Source organism: Pseudomonas sp. JS3066 (assembly GCF_036328175.1).
GTDB lineage: Bacteria > Pseudomonadota > Gammaproteobacteria > Pseudomonadales > Pseudomonadaceae > Metapseudomonas.
Genome location: NZ_CP143313.1, coordinates 14,505 through 26,624 on the forward strand (window position 1 = coordinate 14,505; position 12,120 = coordinate 26,624).

The window sequence follows — 12,120 nt, forward strand, 5'->3', positions numbered from 1 at the left end:
CGGTCGGCGCCAACAATCGTCAGACCTGGCGATGCTCGAGCGGGCGAAAAAAAACCGCCTCGGGGTGTCCGAGGCGGCAAGTCTGCATGCGGTTCAGGGAGGAAGAAACCGCGCCGGCGATCAGGGAGGAAAACCGCGCAGCCTGATGTGCAGCTCGGCCACTTTAGCCGGATTTTTCGACTTATCCGATGCGAGCGGCCCGCCGTGGGCGCTGCTCGATCTGCTGTTGCTTTTTCTCGACGTGCTTCTGTTCCTGGTGCTGCTGCTCTTCACGCTGCACCTGGCTGATGGCCGCGCCGATCTGCCGCTTCACGCCCTCGATGCCCAGCTCGCTCTTGTGCGCCAGGTCGTTGAAGTCGGTGTGCTGCTTCATCGTGGACAGCGCCGCGATCTGCGCGCCGCTCAACATCGACGCCTTGAGCTTGGCCGCCTCGTCGCCGGCCAGCTCGACCTTGCCGGCGGTGGCGTCGGCAAGGCGCTGCTCGGCGCGCAGGTGGGTCTTGAAGGTGTCGGGCGTGATGGCGGGCAAGTCACGCGGGTAGGTGTTCTCGGCCGGCGCGAAGATCGGGAAGATGGCCTTGCCGCCCACGGCCTGGGCGGCCGCCTCGGCCTTCTCCCGGCCGGGGTTGTTGCCGTGGGTCATGACCAGGTGCCGGTCGTCGTCGCCGGCGATGATGACCGGCTTGTCCGGGAACTTGGCGTGCAGCGCCTTCGCCACGGCCTCAAGGTTGCCGCTGTCGAAGGCGGCGACCGTGGCGTGGCCCACGGCCACGGCCACCTGGGCGGCCGTGGCGTAGCCCTCGGAGATCACCAGCGCCGGCGCGGCCGCCAGGGCGTCCATGCCGCCGACCGGGTGGAAGCATCCTTCCTTCTTCGAGTCCTTGGCGAACCGCTTGGTGCCGTCCTCCTGGATGTACTGCATCGTCCATTGCTTGCCCTCTGCGTCGAAGGCCGGGATGTAGGTCTTCTGGCCTTCGCGGTCGGTCATCACGCCGGCGTGCGCCTGGATGCCCTTGGCTTGCAGGTAGGGCGTCGGCTGCTCGATGGGCAGGAGGTCGGCCATCTGCCGGCCGACGCGCTGCGCGGTGGCCTCCTGGGCCTTGTCCTGTTCGACGGCGCGCTGTGCCAGCTTCTCGGCCGCCTCGGCCTGGAGCTTGGCCTTCTCCTGGTCGCTCAAGGCGTAGCCCTTGCTCTTCCAGGTAATGTCCGTGCCGGTCTTGTTGTTGATGATTCGCCCGGCCGGGTGCCCGTCCAGGTGGCCCACGTAGAAGCCATCGAGCGCGCCCTTCTTGCCGCCCTCGACCGGCACGCGGTGCCGCTTGCCGTCCATGATCGGATGGTCACCCTGGGCGTTACTGCCGGTGAACAGGCCGGCGCTGCGCATGGCCTCGGCGAACTCTTCCCTTGGCGTCATCGCTGGCCCTTGCTGGGCCTGCACGTTCTCGGGCTTCCAGCGTTCGAGCTTCGCCGCGTCGGCACGCGGGCCGACATACCAGGACTTCGCGGCCTTGTCCCAAAGCGCGCCGGCGGCCTTAGCGGCGTTGCGCTGCTCGTAGGGCACGGCCAGGTACTGGCGGGCCTGCTGGGCCTGCTGGGCGGGCTTCTGCGCCTCGCCCTGGGCTTCGGGTGCTGGCTGGGCCGAACGCGGCTCTACGGCCGCTGTAGCGGCTCCCTGCGCCCATTTGGCGAAGGGAGCTGCATCGGTGCCCGGCGGCACGTACCAGGACTGTTGCTGCCGATCCCAGCGCGCCCCGAGGCTCTTGGCCTCGTCCTTCTCCTTGTACGGCACGTTGATGTACTGCCGTTCGGGCTTCTCGGCCTGCGGCTGCGCCTGCTGCCGCTCGCGCTCCTGGCGCTCCAGCTCGGCCGCGCGGCGCTGCGCGTCGGTGTCGTTGAGCATGGCCGACGCCTCGGCGGTCTTGCGCGCCTCTTTAGCGGCTGAAATGTCCTCTTCGGTCGCGTTGGGGTCGCGCCGTACACGCTCTTCCTGCACGCGGGCCAGCTTGGCGGCGCGCTCGTGCTGGTTGTCGGTGCCCAGCGCATCGACCAGGTGCAGGCGCTCGGCCAGCGTCTCGGCCTGGCCCTCGGTGCGGGTGCCGGCGACGAAGGCAAAGGCGTCCTCGCCGAACTGCGCATCGGCCTTGCGCGCGTACACCTGGAACGCCTGCGGCTCGATGCCGGCCTGGGCGGCATCCACGGTCTGGCCGTCCTGCTCGGCCACGCCGACGATGCGCAGCTCGCCGCTCCAGTCGGGCGGCAGCTCAACGCCAAGGTGTTGACGGGTCGCGTCGGCGAACGCCTGGCCGTCGATCTCGCCGGCGGCGAGCTGCCGGCGCGCGGCGGCGGCCTGCTCGATGCCCTGCACCGCGTCGGCAGGGTGGGCGGCCAGCAAGGCGGCCGCCTGGTCGTTGGTCGGTGGGGTCATGTTCGCCTCCTGGTCTGCGACGGCCGCTTGCTGCTGGGTCAGCGCCGGCAGGGCCATCAACTGGTCGGGCGCGTAGTTGTTCAGCTCGTCCAGGGTGCGAACCTGGTGGGGTTCGCCGTCCTGGTCGTGGAACGCAAAGATGCGCTGGCCGTCGCTCCATCGGGCTTCGGCGTCCATGCGCGACACGATCTGTTCGCCGTGCTGCTGGAGCTGCTGCGCGAGGTGGAGCTGTTCGGCCATGTTGGCGAACTCTTGCGCCAGGCCTTTGCGCTCCAGGTAGGCGTTGTCGGTGTCGGTGTGGCTCGGGTCGATGCCGAACACTGGCGACAGCCGGTCATGCGCGACGGCGTAGAACTGCTCGGGGTCGATTCCGGTGATGCTGCCCACAGTTTCGAGGCCACGGCTGCGCAAGGCGTCTTCCAGGGTGTCGCCCTGGAATGCCTGGTAGTGGCTGAAAGTCACGTCCGGGTTGTCCAGGACTTCGGCAATGTCCACGGCCAGCGCCTGGGCCACGGCTTCGTCCTGGGCCTGGCCCTGCTGCTGGTCTTGCTCCTGAACCTGCTTCTGCTCGAAGGCCAGCACGTAGTCGTGAATCTTCTCGGCGTCGGCGGCCGCGCGGAACACCTCCAGCGGCTCGTCTTGCAGCGCCTTGATCCAGGAACCTACATAGGCGGCGTGCTGGCCCGGATCGTGGCCGATGCCCAGCTCGTCGCCGACGATCATGGAGGCGATCTCGGCACGCAGCTCTTCCTTGGCGTAACCCTCGCTCCCGAACGGGTGCGCCAGGTCGCGGTCAAGCCGCGACGGGTGGCCCGTCCAGTGGCCCAGCTCGTGCAGCGCGGTCGCGTAGTAGCGGTCGGAGCTGGGGAACTGGCCGCGCTCGGGCAGGGTGATGCTGTCGGTCGAAGGGCGGTAGAACGCCCGATCACCGGCGGCGTGCGTGATCGTCGCGCCCGAGGCTTTCAGGATGTGCTCGGCGCGCTCGACGGCGTTCCAGCTCTGTTCCTTCTTCGGCTGGAGCGGCGGCAGGCCGTCGATCTGCTCGCCGTTGAACACGGTCGCAAAGAACACGCGCGGCCGCTCCAGCATGACGGTTTCCTTGACCGGCTGGCCCTTCGCATCGAGGACGGGCCGGCCGTTGTCGTCCAGCTTGTCCTGCTCTTCGCTGAACTTCCAGTATTGGACGGGCGTACCTTTCTCGCCCTTGCGAACCTGCGCGCCGACAGCGGCGGCCTGCTTGTAGGTCATCCAGCGCGCATCGCTACGGCCCTGGGCCATCAGGTGGATCGCGTTGATGCCCTTGTACCGCTTGCCGGTGGTCGGGTTCATCGGCAGGTAGGCGTTGGGTTCGCCCGGCTCCCACGGCTTTTGCCACGGTGCGGTGCCGGCCTTGAGCTGCTCGATCAGCTTTTCGGCCACGACTTCGTGAAACGGCTTCTTCGGCTCCATGTTCTCGTCCCTTCGGAATAGCTCGTTGAACTGAGGGAAGTTCTGCTGTGACCGGGAACGGTCGCGCAGGCCCTGGGCGACCATGCACACGATGTTGTGCAGGTCGTCGGCCTGCATGGGCCGCACGCGGGCGATGCAGGTTTCCGTGAATGACTGTTGGCCGCGCTGCTGCACCTGGTCGGCGACCTGGTGCTGGCTCGGCTCGATGCCCTCGCAGTGCAGGGCAAACACTTCCTCGGCGCGCACGTCCAGGGACTGGCCGGCATAGCGCCGGTTCACGTCATCCCATAGCGGCTTGAGGGTGGGTTCGTTGCGGGCGGCCGCGAGGCCGTCCAGCAAGGCGCGCTTCTCGCCCGGCGCGAAGGTGTTGGCCCCGTAGTGGCCCAGCACCTCATGCCGCAGCGTCATCAGGAGGTCGCCGGCGCTCTCGACGTTCTGCAAGGGCACGTCCACGCGGCCACGGTAGGCGCGGCCGGCGTGCAGCGTCTCCTTGGGCACGTAGCCGCCCTTCATGTCGGCCGGCACCTCGGCCGCTCGCGGCCCGTACAGCTCGGCCGCGTCCTCGCGGAACTTGTAGGCCAGCTCCAGCGCGCCGGGGTAGTCGCGGACGAAAGCCCGCGTCACCCCTTGCGCCTCGGCTTTCGTGATCGGCATGGGTCAGCCCTCCGACGCCTTGCGCGCGGCGGCCTGGGCCACCGTCTCGCCGGGCCGCAGGTCGTACAGCTCGCGGGCGTTCGTGGTGGTGATGAACGGCGGGATGTCGGCGCTCGGGCCTTCGTCGTCCAGGAATGCCGGCTCCAGCGCGCCATCGACTTCCACCAGGTCGTCGCCGCTCGCGGCGGCGTCCTGCTCGGACAACGCATCCTCCACGAACGCGCCCACGCGCTCGGCTTCGTCGGGGTCGAACTCGACCTGGAAGCCGGGCGTCAGCGCGTCGGCCATCTTCTCGCGCACGGCCTCGCGGCCGGCGGCGTCGTCGTCAACCGGCGGCAGGACGGCCAGCGGCTCGTCCTGGGCGGCGGTGTTGGTGGTTTGCTCGGTCATGGTTGATCTCCTTCGCTGTGGTCATTCGGACGCCGGGCCGCTGCGGCCCTTGCTGTAGTCGGGCCGGCCCTTGAGGTCGGGGTAGGTCTGCTTGCACGTGGGGAAGTTGCTGCAACCCCACCAGAATTGCCCCTTCTTCTTGCTCGGCCGGCGCGACAAGCCGCTGCCGCAGGCCATGCACTTGTGAAGGGACGACACCGGCGCGGCTTCCTTGCCGCCGGCGATGGTCACGGCTCCGCTGTTGGCCTTCGCCACCTGGTCGCGGATGAACGTCTCTTGCTTCGTGATGAAGGCGTCCAGGGCGGCCGTGCCCTGCTCGACGCCTTTCAGCATCCGCTCGTAGAGGGCGGTCAGCACCGGGCTTTTCACAACCTCGGGCAGCGCGTCGATGACGCTGCGGCCGAGGGTCGTGCTGATGATCTGCTTGCCCTTGACGGCCAGGAACTCGCGCCGCTTCAACTCGGAAATGATCGACGCGCGGGTGGCGGACGTGCCGATGCCGTCGCCCTCGCGCAGCATCTTCTTGTGTTCGGCGTCGCTGACGAACTTGTGGATGTTCTCCATCGCCCGGATCAGCGTGCCCTCGGTGAAGCGCGCCGGCGGCTTCGTCTTGGCGTCCTTGCGGGTGGCGTCCGTGCAGGTCACGGCGTCGCCCTGGGCCATCGACGGCAGGGCCTGCGTGCCGCTGTCGTCGTCCTCGTCCTTCTCGGTTTCCTCGTCGGCCTGGCTGTACACGTCACGCCAGCCGTTGCGCGTGACTACCTTGCCGCTCGCGGCGAAGTTCTCGCCCGCGATCTCGACGCCCACGGTGGTCTGCATGTACTCGTGCAGCGGGTAGAACTGCGCCAGGTACGCGCGCACGATCAGGTCGTAGATGTTGCGCTCGCGCTCGCTGAGGGCGGCCTTGCTGCCCTTCTGCATGGTCGGCACGATGCCGTGGTGCGCGGTGATCTTCGAGTCGTCCCACGTCTTGGACTTGATGCGCGGGTCGGCACCATCGACCAGGCCGGCCAGCTCGGGGTTGACGTGCTTGATCGCTTCCAGCACGCGCGGGGCGTCGGCGTGCTGCGACTCCGGCAGGTAGGCGCAGTCGGTGCGAGGGTACGAGGTCAGCTTGTGCGTCTCGTAGAGCGCCTGGCAGGTGTTCAGCACGTCCTCGGCGCTGTAGCCGAACTTGGCCGAGGCCACGGCCGTAATGTCGGACAGCGCGAAGGCCAGCGGCTGGTTCTGCTTCTTGGCTTCCTGCTTGTACGCGGCGATGGTGCCCGGCTGGCCCTTGACGGCGGCCACCAGGGCATCGGCGACGGCGGTATCGACAAGGCGGCCCTCACTGTCCAGGCCAGCTTGATCCTCCTTCGCCTTCCAGGCGGCGGCGAAGCTGCCGCCGGCGTGCTGCACCACGGCTCGGATGGTGTGGTACGGCACGGCCTTGAACGCCTCGATCTCGCGGTCGCGGGCGACCACGAGGGCCAGCGTCGGCGTCTGCACGCGGCCCACGGTCAGCAGGGCGCGCGAGCCGCCGCGCTGCGCGCGCAGCGTGTACGCGCGGCTGAGGTTCATGCCGATCAGCCAGTCGGCGCGCTGCCGGCCGCGTGCGGCGTCGGCCCAGCCGGCATAGGTGGTGTTCTCCTTCAACGCGGCCAGGCCGCGCTTGACGGAAACCGAGTCCTGCGCGCTCACCCAAAAGCGGCGCACCGGCTTGCTGTTGCGGAAGTGCTCCAGCACCTCGTCAACCAGCAACTGGCCTTCGCGGTCGGGGTCGCCGGCGTTGACGACTTCCTTGGCCTCCTTGAGCAGCTTGCCGATCACGGCGAGCTGCTTCTTCGCGTCGTCCTTGGGCTTGAGAATCCAGCTCTCGGGAATGATGGGCAGTTCATCGACGCGCCAGACCTTCTTGCCCGACTGGCCGCGCGGCACGTCCTCGGGCGTGTACTCGTCGGGGTCGGCCTGTTCGAGCATGTGCCCGAAGCACCAGGTCACTTTGTCGGTGCCGCATTCAATGAAGCCGTCGCCCTTGCCGGTCGCGCCCAGCTCGCCGGCGATGGCCTTGGCGACGGACGGCTTTTCTGCGATGAAAAGGCGCATGGTGTGTCTCCCTACCAGGTGATGACCGGACGGATCACGGTCTTGATTTGCGAACGATTGATCGGGCCGAAGTAGCGGCCGTCGAAGGATGTGGCGCTCACGTCCGACATAAGCAGCACCTCGGAATTGCCGAGCGTGTAGCTGTTGGACTGATAGCGCGGCAGCGGCCGACCGGCCTTGTCGGCCTTGATCGGCGCGCTGAGGGGCAGCAGCTCGCCGTTGACGCGCACGCCGTCATCGGCGACGGCGACGGCATCGTCTTTAGCGGCTAAAACGCGCTTCATCATGTAGCCGTAGCCGCCCTGGCAGAAGCCGGCCCCGATGTAGCCCCTCTCCTTGGCGTCATCGAACACGCCGAGCTGCGGCGGGCAGAAGAGGACGTAGGCCCCCTTCTCCACCGGCGCGCTGCTCGTCCAGTACAGGCCGACCGGAATGCTCTTGGTGGTGTTCACGCGGGCACCGGCGGCATAGCCGCCGGCGGCCAGCAGCAGGGCGGCCACGCCCGCGATGACGACGCCTGCCGCGATGCGTTTCAGGATGCGGCTCATATCGTGATGCCCTCCCCTTCCGTCTCGGCCTGTGCGACGGCGCGCAGGCGGTCGCTGACCTTGGGCGCAGGGATCGCGGCGCGTGCCGAGAACACTGGGTCTTTGAAGTACAGGGGTTGCTTGCCGTAGATCGCCGGGTAGCCCGCGACGTAGATCACCATGTCGCCGGCTTCTTCGATCTCGCCCTGGGCGTTCTTCTTTGGCCCCGGCATGCGCAGGCATTCGTCGGGCGTCAGCAAGGGCCGCTGCACTTCCTGGTAAGTGCGCGACACCTGGCCCAGCATCGCCGCCGTGCGGCGGCCGCTGGTCGTGATCTGCTCCTTCACCACGGTGGTCTGCCCGGTGAGGCGGGACAGGTGTTCGGCCGTCTCGACGCGGTTGGGCGGGTAGGCGTTCTGCACGTGGCAGTTCGACGTGATGCTTTCGTCGTGGCCGTAGCCCGTCTCGCGGCTCTTGAGCTGGTTAATGTCCTGGCAGATGAGGTAGCACTTGATGCCGTAGCCGGCCACGAAGGCCAGCGACTCTTGCATGATCTCCAGCTTCCCGAGGCTCGGGAACTCGTCCAGCATCATCAAGAGCCGGTGCTTGTAGTGCGCCACCGGCCGGCCGCCCTCGAAGTCCATCTTGTCGGCCAGCAGGCGCACGATCATGTTCACCATGACGCGCACCAGCGGCCGCAGGCGGGCCTTATCGTTGGGCTGGGTGACAATGTAGAGGCTTACCGGGTCGTCCTCGTGCATCAACTGCTTGATGCGGAAGTCCGACCGGCTGACGTTGCGGGCCACCACGGGGTCGCGGTACAGGGCCAGGTACGACTTGGCCGTGGACAGCACCGATCCGGCTTCTTCCTCGGGCCGATCCATCATGTCGCGGGCCGCCGAGCCGATGGCGTGATGGTTCTGGCCGTCTACGTGCCCGTAGGTCGCCATTTCCATCCAAAGCTCGCCAATGTCCCGGTTCGGGTCGGCCAGCATCGCATCGACGGACGGCAGCGTGGCGGTGCCGCCATCGTCCTTGGCCTTGTACAGCGCGTGCAGGATCACGCCGACCAGGAGCGCGAAGGCGGTCTTCTGCCAGTGCGAGTCCAGGCCCTTGCCGTCCGGGTCAACGATCAGCGTGGCAAGGTTCTGCACGTCACCCACCTCGTATTCGGTGCCGAGGCGGATTTCGTCCAGCGGATTCCAGCAGACGCCGCCCGAGGTGCTGGCCGGCTCGAAGCGCAGCACCTTGTTCTTGGCGTGCTTCTGCCGCCAGCCGGCGGTCAAGGCCCACAACTCGCCCTTCAAGTCGGTGATGACGCTGCTCGCGCCCCACGACAGCAGCGTGGGCACCACCAGGCCGACGCCCTTGCCCGAGCGCGTGGGCGCGTAGGTCAGCACGTGCTCGGGGCCGCTGTGCCGCAGGTAGAAGAAATTGCCGTCCTTGTCCTGCCAGCCGCCCACGTACACGCCGGTAGCCGTGGGTGCGGCCTTGCCGGTGACGATCTCCAGGACGTTGCGCTCGCGTGGCAGCAGGCCGGCCGCCTGAATGTCCTTCTTCTCGGCCCAGCGGGCCGAGCCGTGCAGGTACTCGTTCGCCTTCGAGCTGTTGGACGTGACGACCTTCGCCACGGCCACGCCCAGCAGGCCCACGGTCGAAACCAGCATCCCCATGCTGCCGGCCTTCATGATCTCGTCCGGGTACTGGCTGTACCACTTGTACGTCCAGTGCAGGATCGACCAGGGCGCGTACACGTGGCCCACGTTGGGGCCGAGGGTCGCGTGATAGGCGAACGTGTGGGCGAAGAACTGCGTCGCGGCCTGGAGGCCGCCGACCATCGAGGCCGCGCCCAGCACCGGCAGCAGCTTGCTCGGCTTCGGTTTGGCGGTTCGGACTTGCGGCCCTACCGCGTTGTTCATCTTGATCTTCATCTACTCCTTCCTTTCGACGTTTTGATGGAGCCTTTCGCGGTGATCGAGACGGCATCGCCGACCGCGATGCGCGTCAAGCGCCGGGCCGTGGCCTGGTCGATGGGCATAACCATGACCTCATCACCTCGTTTCAAGAGGGCCAGCGCCTGGCCCTCGATAGTCCTGGTGCCCTGGAACGTGAGCGCACCATCACCGGCAGTATATCGGGAATGCTTCGGTATATCGAAACCTTTTAGGCGCTTTGCCTCGCGTTCGGCGATGTACTTGTCGGCGGCGGCGACGCCCGGCGGCGTCTGGCCTACTCCTGTTCCTGGCCGAGAAATTCCCCGTCGCAGTGCGTGATCTGGTTGGGTTCCTTGCTGCTCCACGTGACGAGGAACATCACGCGGCAATAGCACTTCACTTCCGCCGGCGATGCGAACCACACCGAGTTCGGACAGTGCTCGCAAACGGTGCTGGCTTTGGGGCGGCGGTTTTCTTCCAAGGCGTCCAACGTCGGGCTTCCGGTGGACGGTGGCGGCGTGAAGGCCGGCGTCGGCGCGGTCGCCTCGGCCGGCGGCTGGCCGGCCGTCGCCTGCTCGGGCGACGGCTGCGGCTCCGGTAGCGTGCTGGTCGGCAGCGGGCCGCTGTCCAGGGCCGCCAGCGCCGCGTCCAGTTCGTCCTCGATGCTCTGGTCTTTCGGTTCGCTCATGGGTGTTCTCCTTGTTCAAAAGCGCCTGCCGCCGGCTCTCAAGAGCCGGATCGGTGAAGGTGATGGGTAGCTGGGAATCGACGGCGGCGCGGATCATCTGCGCCTTGAACTCCACCGTGCCGTTGACGGTGATGCGGTTGCCGTAGCGTTGCATCGCCAGGCGCAGGGCTTCTTGCAGCCCTTCGCGCGTGGCCTCGCGGGAGACTTGCAGGCGGTCACCGTCATCGCGCACGGCGCTCATGCCGGCGCGGAAGATGATCGTCCCCTTCTTCGTGATGTTGTCCACCGCCGGCGCGTGGCCGGGCTTCGCCTGGCCCTCGCCCCGGATGGTGTTGCCCTTGAGGCCCTGGGCCGCCTCGCGGGCGCGCAGGGCGGCCAGGGCGTCGGCGCCGCCGTGCTGCGCCTCCTTCTTGAGCCAGTCGGCCCACGTGCGCCGGCTGTGCTCGGCGTAGAGGGCCGTGCGCTCCTGCTGGAACTGCTTGTTGATCGCCTGGAGTTCGCTGCGCAGGGCCTTGCTCGCCTGGGCGTACAGCAGCTTCTTGTTCGCGCGGCCCTCGCCGACCACCTTAATCGTGGCGCGGCGCAGGCGGTTCGACCTCTTGGCCGCCTCGATCAGCCGATCCTTGCGATGCCGGGCGCGCTCCAGGGCCTGGGCGCGCGCCGTGGTCAAGCTCTGCTGCTCGGCCTTGTACTTCGCGTACAGCTCCACGGTGTTGACGCGAAGGCGGATGGGGTCTTTGCGGTACTGCCGCTTCGCGGTGGTTTGCGCCTGCCGTTCGGGCGAAGCCTCGAACGGGCCAAGCCGCGCCTCCAGGCTCGGCTTGGAAAGGTCGCGGGCTACTGTGCTCGCCTTCACCATCGTTCCGTCGCCGGCCTCGAACACGAGGCCATTGGCGCGGACGCGCAGCTCCATTCCGTTGTCCCGCATGACCTGGTGCAGTTCCTGCCAGGACTGCGCGCCCTTGATCTCGTCCAGGCACTCGCGCTTGATCCAGCCGACCAGGCTTTCAACGCCGGCATGCCGCTCCATGTCGGCGGCCCGGCCCTCCGCGCCGCGCTTGCGCGGCTCGTGGTTGTCGCGCTCCAGGCCGTAGTCGCGCTCCAGGGCCGTGCAGAGTTCCGCCAGCGCCCGGTGCGGGTAGTACGGCTCGTGCATCGTGTGCCGCGTCGGGTGAATCTTGTTGATGGCGATGTGGATGTGCAGGTTGTCGGTGTCGTTGTGGACGGCACTGATTCGCTGATGCTCGCCATAACCCAGCCCGACGCAGATGCGTTCCTCAATCGCGCGCAAGGTGTCGGCGCTGGGCTGCTCGCCGGCCCGGAAGCTGACGATCAGGTGGTAGGTCTTGTCGCCCTTCGCGCGGGTGTTCGTGTGCTGGGTCGCCAGCACCTCCGTGATGGCGTCCTGGATGGAACCGGCTTCGCAGTTCGTCGCCTGCACGTGGCCCAGCCGGTGGTCTTTGCTTTGGGCGTCGGTGATGTAGTTCGCCAGGCCCGCGAAGTCGCTCTTGCCAAGCGAGCGCATCGGCACGTGCTTGGCGATCATGGCCGCCCCTCCGGCTTTTTAGCCGCTAAAGAAGTCAAGGCTCGGCCCTCGGCTGAACCACGGCCTTCATGATCCGGCTCATTTCGTCCTGGGTGGCCTCGATCCGGCCCAGCAGGGCCAGGATGGTCGCCTCGCCGAACTGGAGCGTTCGCACGTCATCGGTCAGCCAGAGCTTGAGCAGGCCGCCAAGGCGGCCAAGGTCGCCGTTGACGCGCACCAGCTCGCGCACGTGCTGGTAGTCCATGACGCCCTTGATCTGGTAGCCCTGGCCCACGTCGCGCAGATAGCGCGCCACGCTGACGCCCGCCCTCTTGGCGTTCGCCTCGATCTCGTCTTTCTCTTCGGGGAACACCGGCACCCGCAGGTGCTGCCGCCGCCGGCGGCCGTGTTCCTTTTCGTCGTTCTCCATGCCTCGCCTCGTC

Annotated in this window: 7 protein-coding genes; all 7 read right to left on the reverse strand. The window is 67.6% G+C overall.

Going from position 1 to position 12,120, the window contains the following annotated elements:
• Positions 1-181 precede the first annotated feature (181 nt).
• Genes SA496_RS28600 through traJ form a run of 7 tightly spaced genes read right to left on the reverse strand, consistent with a single transcriptional unit; the run spans position 182 to position 12,107 of the window.
• On the reverse strand, positions 182-4,528 hold the full coding sequence (locus tag SA496_RS28600) for a zincin-like metallopeptidase domain-containing protein (RefSeq protein WP_330115691.1): 4,347 nt from the start codon (positions 4,526-4,528) through the stop codon (positions 182-184).
• 3 nt (positions 4,529-4,531) lie between these two features.
• Entirely contained in the window at positions 4,532-4,918 is a 387-nt protein-coding gene (locus tag SA496_RS28605) for a conjugal transfer protein TraD (protein ID WP_102964836.1), read from the reverse strand.
• 21 nt (positions 4,919-4,939) lie between these two features.
• Entirely contained in the window at positions 4,940-7,003 is a 2,064-nt protein-coding gene (locus SA496_RS28610) for a DNA topoisomerase III (RefSeq protein WP_058664033.1), read from the reverse strand.
• Positions 7,004-7,014: 11 nt separating this feature from the next.
• Positions 7,015-7,551: a conjugative transfer signal peptidase TraF gene (gene traF / locus SA496_RS28615; RefSeq protein WP_006122512.1), complete on the reverse strand. Its 537-nt coding sequence runs from the start codon at positions 7,549-7,551 to the stop codon at positions 7,015-7,017.
• Complete coding sequence (locus SA496_RS28620) at positions 7,548-9,461, reverse strand: type IV secretory system conjugative DNA transfer family protein (protein WP_000694765.1); 1,914 nt, start codon at positions 9,459-9,461, stop codon at positions 7,548-7,550. Before SA496_RS28620 ends, traF begins: the two co-directional genes overlap by 4 nt.
• A complete protein-coding gene (gene traI, locus SA496_RS28625; protein WP_011114057.1) occupies positions 9,458-11,698 on the reverse strand; it encodes a TraI/MobA(P) family conjugative relaxase in 2,241 nt (746 codons plus the stop codon). The genes SA496_RS28620 and traI overlap by 4 nt, the downstream gene beginning before the upstream one ends.
• 34 nt (positions 11,699-11,732) lie before the next feature.
• Positions 11,733-12,107, reverse strand: coding sequence for a conjugal transfer transcriptional regulator TraJ (traJ, locus tag SA496_RS28630; RefSeq protein WP_000426567.1), 375 nt, complete (start codon positions 12,105-12,107; stop codon positions 11,733-11,735).
• Between the last annotated feature and the right edge of the window lie 13 nt (positions 12,108-12,120).

Excerpts from the sequence above, each read along its gene's own strand:
- SA496_RS28600 (WP_330115691.1), bottom strand. The coding sequence starts at position 4,528 with ATGCCGATCACGAAAGCCGAGGCGCAAGGGGTGACGCGGGCTTTCGTC.
- SA496_RS28605 (WP_102964836.1), bottom strand. The coding sequence starts at position 4,918 with ATGACCGAGCAAACCACCAACACCGCCGCCCAGGACGAGCCGCTGGCC.
- SA496_RS28610 (WP_058664033.1), bottom strand. The coding sequence starts at position 7,003 with ATGCGCCTTTTCATCGCAGAAAAGCCGTCCGTCGCCAAGGCCATCGCC.
- traF (WP_006122512.1), bottom strand. The coding sequence starts at position 7,551 with ATGAGCCGCATCCTGAAACGCATCGCGGCAGGCGTCGTCATCGCGGGC.
- SA496_RS28620 (WP_000694765.1), bottom strand. The coding sequence starts at position 9,461 with ATGAAGATCAAGATGAACAACGCGGTAGGGCCGCAAGTCCGAACCGCC.
- traI (WP_011114057.1), bottom strand. The coding sequence starts at position 11,698 with ATGATCGCCAAGCACGTGCCGATGCGCTCGCTTGGCAAGAGCGACTTC.
- traJ (WP_000426567.1), bottom strand. The coding sequence starts at position 12,107 with ATGGAGAACGACGAAAAGGAACACGGCCGCCGGCGGCGGCAGCACCTG.